The organism is Streptomyces sp. NPDC093149, from assembly GCF_044754145.1.
GTDB lineage: Bacteria > Actinomycetota > Actinomycetes > Streptomycetales > Streptomycetaceae > Streptomyces.
On sequence record NZ_JBIVON010000013.1, the window covers coordinates 206304 to 220205 of the forward strand.

Below are 13902 nucleotides of genomic sequence, written 5' to 3' on the forward strand. Positions count from 1 at the left end.
CGTGGGCCCGCCGGGGCAGTGGTACGAATGCCCCGTCGTCATGGTGTGCTGCTTCCCAGCCAGTAACCGGAAGGGACGCGCTCCTCGTCCGGCCTCCTGTTCGGTACCGGAGGGGACACAAGGGTTGTGCACGGCTTCGATTACGCAGGGGCGGGCGGGCCCGCATTGCCGACCGGCCCTGCCCGGCTACCAGTTGGTGAACGCCCCGTCCGCCGTGCGCAGGTGCGGACGCTCGGCCGCCGCGGCCTGGTACCGGCGCGCCGCCTCCCGGTCGATGTCGACGCCGATGCCGGGCAGTTCGCTCGGCTCCACCCGCCCCGGCAGGATCGTCGGCCGCGCGGTGAAGAGGCCGGCGATGGCCGGATCGGGGTCGGTCTGGTGCTCCTGGATCGCCACATTGGCGCAGGCCAGGTTGAGTTGGAGGGAGGAAGCGGCGGTGACCGGGCCGAGCGGGTTGTGGGTGGCGAGCTTGATGTGGTGGGCCTCCGCCATGGCCGCGATCTTCTTCGCCTCGGTCAGGCCCGCGGCCACCCCGACGTCCACGCGCGCGTAATCGATGAGGTCGTCCTCGATGAGCGTTCTGAACTCCCATTTGGAGCCGTACTGCTCACCTGCGGCCAGTGGTACGCCGGTACGGGTCCGCAGCATGCGGTAGCTGTCCGGGTTCTCACAGCGCAGCGGGTCCTCGACGAAGTACGGGCGGGCCGCCTCGATCTCCCGGCACAGGGTCAGCGCCTCCGGCGGGTCCAGGCGTGTATGGACGTCAAGGATCAGCTCCACCTCGTCACCGACCGCGTCCCGTACCTGGTGGAAGAGGTCGACCGAGTCGCGCAGGCAGCGGCGCGCGTCGAGCGTGCCGTCGGCGTCGTGCGGCGAGGCGAACCGCAGATGACGCCAGCCCTCGGAGACCAGGTCGCGGCAGCGGTCCAGGAACCATGCGCGGTCGTGGTAGCCGTCGCCGACATGCACATAGGCGGGTACGTGATCACGCACCCGGCCCCCGAGGAGTTCATGCACCGGAACGCCGAGCGCCTTGCCGCGGATGTCCCAGAGCGCCACGTCCACCGCCGCGATGGCGGCGCCGAGTATGCGGTCGGCGGGAAAGAACCCGCGCCGGAACATCACCTGCCACAGGTGCTCGATCCGTCGCGGGTCCTCGCCGACGATCAGCTCCGCGAGGTGCTCGAGGCCGCCCGCGACCGCCCGTTGGCGCGACCTGATGCCGACCTCGCCCAAGCCGTGGATGCCCTCGTCGGTGTCGACCACGACCAGCATCATGCTGTCGCCGTGATCGGGGAGAGTCAGCACTTCCAGGCCGGTGATCTTCATGCCACTCCTCTATGAAAACGTTCCCGCAATTTCAGCACCGTTCTTGAGAACACATCATCGGCAGCAGTCGAGTCGAAGCACAAGTCCCGTGCATCCAGACGGTTTTCCTCAATGAAATAGTCTCGCCAGACGTCTTGACACGCTCTGGGAACGTTCGCAAACATCAACCGCATTCGCAGGATCCAGATGCGAGACGACCGGGTTCCCCCGGCTCAAAAGACGAGGAGGCCGTCCGTGGCAGTCACGATCCGGGAGGTGGCGAGCGCCGCGGGCGTCTCGGTGTCGACGGTGTCCCGTGCGTTCACCGCACCCGACCAGGTGCAGCCGACGACGCGGCAGCGCATCCTCGACGCCGCGGCCGAGCTCGGCTACTCCCCCAACCCGGCGGCCCGTTCACTGCGCGGCGGCGGCACCGGAACACTCGGCCTGATCGTCCCGGACATCGCCAACCCGTTCTTCCCGCCGATCATCAAGGCGATGCAGGCCCGCGCCCGGCACCTGGGCTACACGGTCCTGGTCGCCGACAGCGACGAGCGCGAGGCGGACGAGCTGGCCGTCATCGCGGCCGTGTCGAAGCGGGTCGACGGCCTGATCCTGTGGGCCTCCACCCTCACCGAGGACCGGCTCCATGAACTCGCGGGCCAGATGCCGCTGGTGGTGGTGAACCGTCATGTGCCGGGTATCCCCGAGGTCCGGATCTCACTGTCCGCCGGCATCGCACAGGCCGCCGAGCAGTTGAAGGCGTACGGCCATCGGCGCTGCGTCTTCATCAACGCGTCCCGCGCCGAGCTGAGCCGCGGCAAGTCCATCCAGGAGTCCTTCAAAGCGCTCGACCTCTCCCTGTCCGAGCTCGGCCCGTACGAGCCGCGGTTCGAGACGGGTGTGCACGCCGCCACCCTCGTCGCCGCCCACGACGCGACGGCCGTGATCGCCCACAACGACCTGGTCGCCCTCGGCGTGCTGCACCAGATGGCCAACCTCGGCGTGAGCGTGCCGCGCGACGTCAGCGTCATCGGCATCGACGACACGCTGCTCGCCTCCGTCTCCACCCCCAGCCTCACCACGATCAGGATCGACCCCGAAGAGATCGCCACGCGCGCGGGGGACCTCCTGATCGAGACGATCGCGAGCGCAACAGACCGTGCTGGACGCGGACTTGACGTCACTTCCCCCGTCGTGGAGATCGGCTCCCGCTTGATCCCCCGCGCCTCGACCGGCCCCGCACCCGCCCACTGAACCACGGCGCACACCACCACAACGAGCAAAGCACCGCACTCCACCGCACCGAGCCCACTCCTGCCCTTCTTGGAGCCGTTATGCCCAGAAACTCCCGCTGTGCGGCCATACTTGGCTGCATGGCGCTGACCGCGACCCTCGCGGGCTGTTCCTCCCTCACCCCGAGCAGCGCCGGCGGGGACGGCGATCTCGTGCTGCGCGTGCAGGGCATGCCGCCGGCCACCGACAAGCCGGGGGTCGCCCTGTTCAAGAAGCAGGTGGCCGACTTCGAAAAGGCCAACCCGGGCATCGAGGTCAAGGGTTCGACCACGGTCTTCGACCCGCTGACCTTCTCCGCGAAGCTGTCCGGCGGCAATGTCGAGGACGTCATCAAGGTGCCGCTGACCGAGCCGCAGCGGCTCATCCAGCAGAAGCAGGTGCAGCCGATCACCGGGCAGCTCAAGGAGTGGAAGCACTTCAGGGAGTTCAACCCTCAGGTCCTCCAGCCGCTCACCGACAGCGCCGGCGACGTGTACGGCGTACCGCAGAATCCATACGCCCAGGGCCTGGTCTACAACCGCGAGCTCTTCGAGAAGGCCGGCCTCGACCCGGACAGACCGCCGAGCACCTGGGCGGAGGTCCGGACAGCCGCCAAGAGGATCAGCGACAGTACCGGCAAGGCGGGCTTCGTCCACGAGTCCAAGGACAACCAGGGTGGCTGGCAGCTGACGATGCTGTCGTACGCCTTCGGTGGCGAGCTGGAGAAGGAGCAGGGTGGCAAGTACGCCGCCACGCTCACCGGGGAGCCGACGAGGAAGGCGTTGCGGCTGCTCAAGGACATGCGCTGGAAGGACGATTCGCTCGGCAGAACCCTGCTCAACAATCAGAACGACGTGATCAAGCAGTTCGCGGCCGGGCAGGTCGGCATGTTCATGGGCAGCCCGGGGACGTACCGGCTGGCGAAGATGCAGTTCGGCATGGAGAACACCGACGCCTTCGGAGTGGCCCCGATGCCGCAGTCCGGCGGCGATGCGACACTTACCGGCGGCGACATCTACATGGTCCCGAAGTCCGCCGACAAGAAGCACGCGGCAGCGGCCGTCGAGTGGCTGACCTTCGCCTACGCCAAGCCGCAGTACAGCACCGACATCGCCGCCGAGCAGGCCAAGGCGCTCTCCGCCGACCCGAAGTCCGCGGTGGGCGTGCCGACGCTTCCGGTCTTCGACAAGGAACGGCAGACCGAGATCGACGCAGCGATCAAGCCGTACGTCAATGTGAAGCTGCAGAACTTCAAGCCGTACATCGACGGTCTCTCCTCGTTGAAACCGAAGCCGGAGCCGCCGTACCAGGCGCAGAAGCTGTACACCGTGCTCGACCCGGTGGTCCAGGCCGTGCTCACCAAGCGCGACGCCGACATCGACTCCCTGCTGGCCTCGGCCGAGAAGGACGTCAATGCCAAGCTCGCCGCGGACCAGAAGTAGTCGGCCCATGGCCCTGCTCACTCCGTCCCGGCGCCCGGCCGCTGTGGCCGAGGAGCCCGTGCCGCGAACCCTGCCGCAGCGGCGGCGTGGCACCGGCTCCCGCAAACAGTTCACGGCCTGGCTGTTCCTCGTCCCCGCGCTGCTGGTCTTCGGGCTCTTTGCCTGGTGGCCGATCGTGCGCAGCCTGCTGCTCAGCTTCCAGAAGACCAACCTCGTCGAGCCCGCGGTCTGGGTCGGCCTGGACAATTTCCGTGCCCTGTTCGACGATCCGCTGCTCGGCACCGCCGTCGGGAACACCCTGTTCTTCGTGGTCCTCGGCCTGCTGATCGGCTTCCCGGCGCCGCTGATCCTGGCCGCGATCATGTCGACGGTGCGGCGCGGCGCGGGCGTCTACCGCTTCCTGGTGTATCTGCCGGTGGTCATCCCGCCAGTGGTGGCGATCCTGCTCTGGAAGTGGTTCTACGATCCCGGGAGCGGGCTCTTCAACAACGTCCTCGGCAAGGTCGGGCTCGGCCCGTACTCGTGGCTGGAGTCCTCCGACAGCGCCATGCTCTCGCTGGTCCTGGAGGCCACCTGGGCGGGCATGGGAGGCGCCGTCCTGATCTACCTCGCGGCGATGGTCGGCGTCCCCGGCGAACTCTATGAGGCCGCCGAGGTGGACGGCGCCGGGATCCGGCGGCGGATCTGGCATGTGATGCTGCCACAACTCCGTTCTGTGATCGGACTGTTGCTACTGGTGCAGCTGATCAACACGGTGCAGGTCTTCACCGAGCCGTACGTCTTCACCGGCGGCGGACCCGAGAACTCCACCCTCACGGTCCTGCTGCTGATCTTCCGGTACGCCTTCCAGGACGGTGAGTACGGCCAGGCCGCCGCACTCTCCTTCCTGATGGTGCTCGCCCTCGCCCTGCTCTCCGCGGTGTATCTGCGGGCCACCCGCAGCTGGAGCACGTCATGACCACGCTCACCACCTTCGTCTCCACCAATGACCACCGACGCCCCGGCGTACGCGCCGCAGTGCGCTCCATCCAGGTGCTCGCCCTGATCCTGCTGCTGCTCATCGGCATCGGACCGCTGTACTGGATGGTCAAGGGCGCGGTCTCGACACCCACCGAGCTCACCACTCAGCCCCTGGCCCTCTGGCCGGACCGGCCGGCCCTGGGCAACTTCTCGGCGGCGTACACCGATCTGAGTGTCGGCCGCTATCTGATGAACACCTTCCTGGTGGTCGGCGGATCGTGGTTCGTGCAGCTCTTCGTCTCGGCCACGGCGGGCTTCGCCCTGTCGGTGCTCAGGCCGAGGTTCGGCAAGGCCGTCTACGGGGCGATCCTTGCGACGATGTTCGTGCCGTACACGGTGAACATGGTCAGCCTCTTCATGACCGTGATCGATGTGCCGTTCCTCCACCTCAACCTGGGCGACACCTACTGGGCGATCTGGCTGCCGGCCGGCACGAACGCCTTCACGGTGCTGCTCGCCAAGCAGTTCTTCGACGCCCTGCCGAAGGAGCTGTTCGACGCGGCGCGGGTCGACGGGGCGAGTACCCGGCAACTGCTGACCAAGATCGTGCTGCCGATGAGCAAGCCGGTGCTCGCCGTGATCAGTCTGCTCGCGGTGATGCACTCCTGGAAGGACTTCATCTGGCCGCTGGTGGCCATCACCGACCCCGAGAAGCAGCCGATCAGCGTCGCTCTCGCCCAGCTCGCCACACAGGCTCCGCAGGACCAGCTGATCGCCGCGATGGTGCTCGCCGTCGCCCCGCCGGTGCTCGTCTTCGTCGTCTGCCAGAAGTACATCGTCGCCGGGCTCGGCTTCACCGGAGTCAAGGGCTGAGTTCCACCGGAGCCGACGGCCGGGCCCTCAACTCCCCTACCACACCTCCCGCTTCGGAGCCTTCGGAGCATCCGGAACACCCCGACCAAGAGAAGGGCACCTCCATGTCAGTCGCCCGCCGCAGATTCATCCAGGGCACGGCTGCCGCCACCGGCGCCGCACTGCTGCCGACCGATCCCGCGTACGCCGCGGACCCGGTAACCATCGGGGCCGACGGCATCACCCTGGTCGGCCGTGGCGACGGCAGCGTCCTCGTGCAGGACGGTACGGGCGCCGATCGCATCCTGCTCAACCACTTCATGATCAAGGACAGCGCGTTCGGCCAGCAGCGCACCTTCGGCGGCACGCCCGCCCGGATCACGCTCCCCGACGGGCGGCCCGCGATTCAGGTCACGTACACGATGGCGAGCGGCGTGCCCGGAGTCACGGTGCGCGGCACCTTCGACGTCACCCCTCACAAGGCACACATGAAGTGGGAGGTCAGCGGCTCCAGCACACTCACACCGGCCGGCTTCATGTTCTCCCGCACAGTGTACGAAGCGAGCGCGGCGGAGTCGTACGAAGCGCTGACCATCTGGGAGCGGGACGCCCGAGGCGGCATTCCGTACGAGGTGAACGCGGGCGGCGCGTACGTGGAGACGTGGGCGGGATCGAAGGGCTTCTTCTGCCTTTCCTCCACCAACCCGGCGAGCACGAACGCCACATGGGTCCATTCCCCCGGCACCTCGACCGGCGCGAGCACCGCGGTCACCGAAGCCGATCTGGTCCTCGGCGATCTGCGGCCGCGCGGGGCGGGTGCGCTCGCTGCCAAGAGGCCCCTCGGCGTGGAGGTGTGGACCGACCAGCCGTTCAACCTCTACCAGGCGGCCGGGCAGACGATGACGCTCAAGGCGCAGGTCGTCAACGGCTCCGCCGCGGCCAGGACGGTGACGCTCACCTGGTGGGCGCGGGACTTCGGCGGCAAGAAGATCGCCTGCGGAACGCTCTCCAAGAGCCTCGCGGCGGGCGCCGCCTGGAACGCCTCCTTTCCCCTGACCTCGCCCTCGCAGAACATCGTGTTCACCGAGGTGGAAGCGGTCAGCGGCAATGACAAGGCGCTGGCCCGCACGAATCTGAGCGTGCTCCCGGAGTTCACGTACAAGGCGGGCAAGGAGTCGATGTTCGGCCTCGCCAACTACCCCTGGCTGCTCAAGCCCGGCAAGGACGCAGTACTCGGGCTGGTCAGGACGCTCGGCATCAAGTGGATCCGCATCGCCTACGCGGGTGCCCCGGGCATCGACACCGCGACTCTGGACGCGAACGGTATCGGGCACAACGTGGAGCTGAGCGGCATCCCCGTGGGCGGCAGTCCGGAGCAGATCGCGGCCTGGGCCGACACGAATGTCGCCAAGGCCCTGGACGCCGAGGCCGCGTACTTCGAGGTGAGCAACGAGGTCAACCAGCCCTGGATGTCGGGCCGCGGCGCCGACGCCTACGTCCGGGACGGTCTGCGCCAGGTCACCACGCGCCTCGACGCGGCGGGCTCGCGGATGAAGGTCATGAACGCCGGCCTCGGCGGCATGGACTACGTATGGACCAAGAACTTCCATGACGCGGGCGGCTGGGACCTCATCGACGCCTTCGCCTTCCACCCCGGTCGCGGCAACTTCACGCCCGACTTCGCACCGCCTCCCGAGGAGTGGACACAAGGGTCGTCCGGCTCGTACTGGAACTTCCTCGGCGCACTGCGCAAGGCGAACCAGGTCCTGGAGGAGTACGGCGGCGACAAGGAGCTGTGGCTCACCGAGGCGTACGCACCGACCCGGCCCAACGCGTGGTGGAGCGACACCTACCGGCACGCCGCCGAGAACACGCTGCTCACGCTCGCTCTCGCCAAGTCGGAGAAGGTACGCGCCGTCAACTGGTACCAGCTGCACGACTCGACGATCCACCACCCCCAGGAGGCCGACCCGGCCGACCCCGAGTACCACTACGGCCTGATGAACCGCGACACCAGCGCCAAGCCCTCGCTCCTCGCCTTCGCGACCGCCGCCCGGGTCCTGGACGAGGCCGAGTTCGTCCGGCATCTCGCCTTCGCGGACCAGGACATCAAGGGGCTTGTCTTCACCACTCCGGACGGGCCGGTGTCGATCATCTGGAGCCGCAAGGACGGATACATCCTCAACCCCGAGCACGGCGAGGATCCCTGGTACGCATCGCCAGAGCCATGGATCGACACCTGGACGACCAGGACCACGGTCGTGGCCCACTCGGGGACGGTCGACGGCACGGTCCGTGAGCTGAACTGCATCGGCCAGGAGCGCTCCCTGAAAGCCTCCGGCGGCAAGATCACCCTCACCCTCGACGGCGCCCCGCGCGTCTACTACGGTCTCGCCGCCAATCCCGACTGGAAGTGAGTGACCTACGACATGAGGAATGAAACGGCACGGCACGACATCACCGTCGTCGGCGGCGGCCTGGCCGGGGTCTGCGCGGCGATCGCCGCGGCCCGGCTCGGCCGGAGCGTCGCGCTGATCAACAACAGGCCGGTGCTCGGCGGCAACGCGAGCAGCGAGGTCCGGGTCTGGGTGTGCGGCGCGACCGGCCATGGCAAGAATCACCATGCCCGTGAGGGCGGCATCATGGGCGAGTTGCTCGTGGAGAACCAGTTCCGCAACCCGGACGGGAACCCCTACTACTGGGATGCCGTGGTCCTGGACGCCGTGCGCGCCGAGCCCGGCATCACGCTCTACCTCAACACCGACGTGCGCGAGGTCGACGCCGAAGGTCCGGACGAGACCCGGCGGATCACCGCGGTCACCGGCTGGATGATGGGCTCGGAGCGGCGGATTCGTTTCGAGAGCTCGCTCTTCCTCGACTGCACGGGAGACGGCCTGATCGGCCACCTGGCGGGCGCCCGTCATCGCATCGGCCGGGAATCGCGCGCCGAGTACGACGAGGCATGGGCTCCGGAGACGGCCGACGACATCACTCTGGGCTCAACTCTCCTCTTCTACACGAAGGATGCCGGTCACCCGGTCAAGTTCGTGCCGCCGAACTTCGCCAAGGACATCACCCGGACCTCCATCCCGCAGCGCCGCATCATCAAGGCGGGCGACAACGGCTGCGCGTACTGGTGGATCGAGTTCGGTGGCGAGCTCGACACCGTCCACGACAACGAGCGCATCCGCGACGAACTGTGGTCGGTGATCCACGGCATCTGGGACCACATCAAGAACTCCGGCGAGTTCGACGCGGCGAACATGACCCTGGAGTGGGTGGGCTCGGTCCCCGGAAAACGGGAGTACCGGCGCTTCCTCGGCGACTACGTCCTGCACCAGGGCGACATCCTCGGCCAGACCGAGTTCGCCGACCGGGTCGCTTTCGGCGGTTGGTCGATCGACCTGCATCCGCCGCAGGGCATGTTCGCCACCGAGGCAGGGGCCAGACAGCTCTACGCGGACGGCATTTACCACATTCCGTACCGCAGCCTCTACTCGGTGAACACCGAGAACCTGCTCTTCGCCGGGCGCAACATCTCCGCCAGCCATGTCGCCTTCGGCTCGACCCGCGTCATGGCGACCTGCGCCACGATGGGCCAGGCGGCCGGCACGGCGGCGGCACTCTGCGCCACCGCAGATGTCACCCCGCGCGAACTCCCCGTACCCGAGCTGCACCGGGCGCTGCTGCGCCACGATGCCTCGCTCATCGGCCTCGCCTCGACGGACCCGGAGGACCTGGCCCTGCGGGCGAGGGCCACCGCCTCATCCACCTTGACCGGCCTGGCAGTCGAGGACTCCGACGCGCTGTGGCCGCTCGCGGCGGACGCCGGACTCGTCCTCCCCGCGGACCCGGACCTCTCCGGGGTCGAACTGCTCGTCGACGCCGATCGCGACACCGAGATCGTGATCGATCTGTACGACCCCGAACTCGGCCAGAACTACGTCCCTCGCCGCCTCGTCACCTCCACCACCCTGCCCGTCGCCGCCGGTGCCCGGCAGTGGCTCAAGACGGGCCTGGACTGGTCTCCCGAAACCCCGCGCAACGCCTTCCTGGTAGTCCGCGCCAATGACGCCCTCGCTCTGCACCGCTCCGACCGCCCGACCCCCGGCGTCCTGTGCTTCACGCGCGCCCCGCTGCGCCCGTCGGACGAATCGCCGCAGCCGCTGCGCGAGTGGACGGACGTGGGTCTGCTGCGCCGCACCTTCTGCCTCCGTACGGGAGAGACCGCGGCCTACTCCCCCGCCAAGGCCACCGACGGCTATGCCCGCCCGTACGCGGGACCGCACATGTGGGTCTCCGCACCCCTGGCGGACGTACCTTCTCCCTGGCTCGAGTTGGCCTGGCCCGAACCGGTCGCTCTGGGCCGGATCGAGGTCATCGCCGACGACGACGTCAACGAGGATCTGATCAACTTGCACCACCACCGCACGCCCTTCGACACCCTCCCCACCCTCCTTCGCGACTACCGCGTCGAGGCACTGGATACTGACGGCACCTGGCGCATCATCGCCCGTGCGGCGCAGAATCGCCGGCGACGCGAGACGCACACGCCGGCGGAGCCGGTCACCACATCGGCGATCCGGATCGTCGTCGAAGCCACCAACGGGGCGGCGTCGGCGCACGTCGTCGCCGTGCGCGCCTACGAGTAGCAGCACCGACGCAGGAGAGTGACTGGATGGTCGGAAGAGCGATGGTCACCGGGGCCGCCGGGCGGATCGGGCGAGCGGTCCTTGCGCTGCTCGCCGAGCGCGGGATCGAGGCGAACGCCTTGGTCCTCGATGATCCCGGTGATCTCGCGGCGCGCCTGGTCGTGACCGGTGACGCTGCCGACGCGAAGACCGTGCGGGCGGCTTTGGAAGGCGCTGACGCGGTCATCCACCTGGCGGCGATCCCGACTCCCGCACGCAACACCGCATTTGAGGTCTTCGCGGGCAACAGCCTCTCCACCTTCACCGTCCTGGAGGAGGCCGGCCGGGCCGGGATCCGGCATGCGGCGGTGGCAAGCTCCTGGGGTGTCACGGGCCTGCCCTGGACGGACGTCGAGGATCCGCATCCGCCGTACGCACCGGTCGATGAGGCGATGGCCTCCCAGGTCGCCGACCCTTACGGCCTGTCCAAACAGGTCGACGAGCTGACTGCGCAGATGATGGCGCGACGGCACGGGATGAGCGTGGTGTGCCTGCGCTATCCGTACGTGGGCGGATTCGAGGAACGGCTGCACGCCCACGCCGCCCGGCTCACGGCCGACCCGGCCGCGGGGGCAAGGGACCTGTGGACGTACCTCGAGGTCCATGACGCGGCGAGGGCCGCGCTGCTGGCCTTGGACGTACCCGGCCGTGCGGCGCACGCGGTACATCTCTGCGCCCCTGAGATCATCGTGCCGTACCCGACGGAGGAGCTGCTGCGCCGCTATCACCCCACCACTGTGCTGCGGCGCCCGCTGCCGGGTCGTGCGGCGCCGGTCGACACCTCGGCCGCGCGGAGGCTGCTGGGGTTCACGGCACAGAATCTCCTCGGTCACGGGACGGTTCCGCCGAGTTGAGATCACGACGGCCGCCGAACCACCGCATGTGGGAGAGAACGGGACGTTTTCCGAGTCCGAGTGACATCCGCGACGACTCCACCAATTCGTCGCCGGTCGGGCGAAGGTGAACGGCGCAGGGCCAGTGAGGTCGGCCGGCTGTGCCGCGGCCCCAGGCAGCCCTGCGCGTGAGTGGTCGGAATCCAAGCACCAGCGGGCCCGGATTCGGGCTGAGGCCGCCCGGCAGTCGGTCGTCCGGCACCACTGCCGAGCAGGCTCTGTGCCAGCGAATGCGCACGGCCGCGCGGAACATCCCGCGCCCCGCCAACCGGCCCGCGCGCGGAGCGCGGGCGAGCGGCGCAACACCCTCGTGCCGGCCATCAACCTGGCACCCACGCTCCTGGAGAACTTCTGCGTCGAGCGCCCGGCCGCATGCAGGGCGCGACGCTGCCCCTCCCGTCCCCGGCAGATGGCGACACCACACACGCTCCCGCCCCAATCTGTGACCGCTCACCCCATAGGAAGGTCCCCCGCACCGTCCTACCGTGGCACCGCCCCGGTCCCCCAGGTGACCTCAACGCCATGGCCCCCACCCGCTTCCGCATCGACGACCTGCACCGGATCGACGCCAGACCGCCCATCGGCTGGATCCGCGGCACCGACGACCTGATCGTCTCCGACACCTCCCTCTTCGACCGCACCCACCTCGGCGCCCCCGGCGCCGTCCCCGGCCGGCCCGGCGCCGAGCACTGCCCCGCCCAGCACGTGCTCACCCAGACACGCCACGCACTCGATCGCTACGCCGCCACCGGCGGCCCCGTCCGCGAAGCCGCCGTTCGCCGCCGCCCTCCTCGACACCCTCGCCGCGGTCCTGTGAAGCGGACCGTTCACCCACCCCGCGCCGACCCGTATCGACGTCGAGATCGACCACGCGATTCAGAAGACGAGTCCGGCCGACTGGACCGATATGCGCCCCAAGAGCCTCATCGAGCCCGTGAGCCGTACCGAGAACGGCGAACACCGAGGAAGCGATCGGCAGATTCAGGCTTTTCACAGACGATAGCGTTCGCTGAAATGAGATGAATTATGAGCGCAAACGCGGCGAAAGGATCAGGACCTGCCGGACCATTGCTTGACGGTATCGGTGTGGCGGCCCTGAGCCGGCATGCAGTACAGGCGGAATTCACAGATGCGGTTGGAACTCGCGCCCTGCACGCAGTCGAGGAATGGTGCAGTGCGGTCGACAGCGAAGGGTCATACCGGACGATAACCGATAAATTCCCCTTCGGGGACGTCATCGAGCACTTTCGGAGCGTGGGGCGTGGCGCCGCGCTCCCTGCTCTCATCGCCAAATTGCGCGTTCTCCACGCCTCGATGCAGAGCGAGGCACCACCCGAGGACGAGGAGGTGAGCACGCCGCCGCTGTCCTCCTGGTTGCGTCTCACTTTCGACCAGGAGGGAGGTGATTACCACACCTACGTGGGCACCCACCTCTACGACAGAATGAGGGAACGGTCGGAAGGGGAAAAGGGCGACATCCTCTCCGACACCATCATGGCAGCTCTCGCCGTGGACCTTCTCTCCATCGAGACATCTGCTCTCGCCGCCGAGCCCAGCCGACGGCAGCGGACCAGGGCGCGCGCGACCTACCGGCTCCTGAGAGGCATGAACGCTCTCGCACCCGCCTGGGGAGCGAAGTTCGAGGGCAAGGCCGGCCCATTCGCCACAGAGGACGATCTCAATGGCGATGAAGCCCTGATGGCTGCCGCGTCCAGGGCCATCTCGGCAGCGGCCGATCGGATCGAGCAGCCCGTCCGACGCCTCGTGGAAGCCACGATGCTGCCTGTGACCCGGCTTCATGACGAGCAGATGTTCATCAGGACCATTCAGATCTTCGAGGGCTTGTACGTCCATATCGGCCGCTGCCTCGGACGTGCCATCACCGCCCTGGACAACGGTGATGCCGAAGGTTGCCGCGACGAACTGAGTGACGCGGCACATCGGCTCGAGGCCACGCCTGCGCTCTTCCGCGTCCTGACCACGATGCCGCGCGAGGCATTCGCCGTCATCCGCGAGAACACCTACGGCAGGAGCGCCGTTCAATCCACCTCGTATCGACGGGTGGAGTTGCTGAGCGCGCCGCGAGATCCCGGCTCATATTCTCCTCAAGCACCGCTTCTCGCTCCCGAAGGCGAAACACTGCAAGAAGTTTTCGAGCGACAGTTGCCCGGACTTCCCCCGCAGACCGTCACCAGGCTGGAGGAAAGCATGCGGAGACTCGATGCCGGCTGGCACATGTCGAAGCGCACTCACTGGGGAATAACACTCAAAATCATCGGCTCCGCACCCGGAACCGGCGGCACATCCGGGGCTGACTACCTGCAGCGGACAGCGGAGGTTTCCCTGTTCCCCAACTTGATCTTCAACGTCCGGCGTCACATGGTGCGTCAAAGTTGATCGCCCGGTTCGACAACCGGCTTACACGGAAGCGGCCTGCGCCTGAAAATGCGCTGTCACCATCACGGAAAGTTGCCGGGTCGC

At 68.0% G+C, this 13902-nt stretch carries 9 protein-coding genes; 8 read left to right on the forward strand and 1 reads right to left on the reverse strand.

Features of this window, described 5'->3' with window-relative positions; genetic code table 11:
- Positions 1–186 precede the first annotated feature (186 nt).
- A complete protein-coding gene (locus ACIQCZ_RS32370) occupies positions 187–1329 on the reverse strand; it encodes a mandelate racemase/muconate lactonizing enzyme family protein (RefSeq protein ID WP_402287614.1) in 1143 nt (380 codons plus the stop codon).
- 234 nt (positions 1330–1563) lie between these two features.
- Here ACIQCZ_RS32370 and ACIQCZ_RS32375 point away from each other — a divergent pair, with 234 nt between their 5' ends.
- The 8 genes from ACIQCZ_RS32375 (at position 1564) to ACIQCZ_RS32410 (ending at position 13818) form a co-directional block, all read left to right on the forward strand.
- Positions 1564–2565 (forward strand): LacI family DNA-binding transcriptional regulator, encoded by a 1002-nt coding sequence (locus ACIQCZ_RS32375; RefSeq protein WP_402287617.1) that lies wholly within the window; start codon positions 1564–1566, stop codon positions 2563–2565.
- Positions 2566–2684: 119 nt separating this feature from the next.
- On the forward strand, positions 2685–4025 hold the full coding sequence (locus ACIQCZ_RS32380; RefSeq protein WP_402287619.1) for an ABC transporter substrate-binding protein: 1341 nt from the start codon (positions 2685–2687) through the stop codon (positions 4023–4025).
- 7 nt (positions 4026–4032) lie between these two features.
- Positions 4033–4983, forward strand: coding sequence for a carbohydrate ABC transporter permease (locus tag ACIQCZ_RS32385; RefSeq protein ID WP_402287621.1), 951 nt, complete (start codon positions 4033–4035; stop codon positions 4981–4983).
- Positions 4980–5858 carry a carbohydrate ABC transporter permease gene (locus ACIQCZ_RS32390; protein WP_402287624.1) on the forward strand — a complete coding sequence of 293 codons (879 nt, stop codon included), beginning with the start codon at positions 4980–4982 and terminating at the stop codon, positions 5856–5858. The genes ACIQCZ_RS32385 and ACIQCZ_RS32390 overlap by 4 nt, the downstream gene beginning before the upstream one ends.
- A gap of 104 nt (positions 5859–5962) precedes the next feature.
- Positions 5963–8254, forward strand: coding sequence for a hypothetical protein (locus ACIQCZ_RS32395; RefSeq protein ID WP_402287626.1), 2292 nt, complete (start codon positions 5963–5965; stop codon positions 8252–8254).
- Between the two features lie 12 nt (positions 8255–8266).
- Positions 8267–10489 (forward strand): FAD-dependent oxidoreductase, encoded by a 2223-nt coding sequence (locus tag ACIQCZ_RS32400; protein ID WP_402287629.1) that lies wholly within the window; start codon positions 8267–8269, stop codon positions 10487–10489.
- A 26-nt stretch (positions 10490–10515) separates the two neighbouring features.
- Positions 10516–11382: an NAD-dependent epimerase/dehydratase family protein gene (locus tag ACIQCZ_RS32405; RefSeq protein ID WP_402287631.1), complete on the forward strand. Its 867-nt coding sequence runs from the start codon at positions 10516–10518 to the stop codon at positions 11380–11382.
- Between the two features lie 1065 nt (positions 11383–12447).
- Positions 12448–13818, forward strand: coding sequence for a hypothetical protein (locus ACIQCZ_RS32410; RefSeq protein ID WP_402287634.1), 1371 nt, complete (start codon positions 12448–12450; stop codon positions 13816–13818).
- Positions 13819–13902: the final 84 nt, after the last annotated feature.

What these genes read in the sequence shown, in the direction of transcription:
- ACIQCZ_RS32370 (WP_402287614.1), bottom strand. Translation starts at nt 1,329, where the DNA reads ATGAAGATCACCGGCCTGGAAGTGCTGACTCTCCCCGATCACGGCGAC.
- ACIQCZ_RS32380 (WP_402287619.1), top strand. Translation starts at nt 2,685, where the DNA reads ATGGCGCTGACCGCGACCCTCGCGGGCTGTTCCTCCCTCACCCCGAGC.
- ACIQCZ_RS32385 (WP_402287621.1), top strand. Translation starts at nt 4,033, where the DNA reads ATGGCCCTGCTCACTCCGTCCCGGCGCCCGGCCGCTGTGGCCGAGGAG.
- ACIQCZ_RS32390 (WP_402287624.1), top strand. Translation starts at nt 4,980, where the DNA reads ATGACCACGCTCACCACCTTCGTCTCCACCAATGACCACCGACGCCCC.
- ACIQCZ_RS32395 (WP_402287626.1), top strand. Translation starts at nt 5,963, where the DNA reads ATGTCAGTCGCCCGCCGCAGATTCATCCAGGGCACGGCTGCCGCCACC.
- ACIQCZ_RS32400 (WP_402287629.1), top strand. Translation starts at nt 8,267, where the DNA reads ATGAGGAATGAAACGGCACGGCACGACATCACCGTCGTCGGCGGCGGC.
- ACIQCZ_RS32405 (WP_402287631.1), top strand. Translation starts at nt 10,516, where the DNA reads ATGGTCGGAAGAGCGATGGTCACCGGGGCCGCCGGGCGGATCGGGCGA.
- ACIQCZ_RS32410 (WP_402287634.1), top strand. Translation starts at nt 12,448, where the DNA reads ATGAGCGCAAACGCGGCGAAAGGATCAGGACCTGCCGGACCATTGCTT.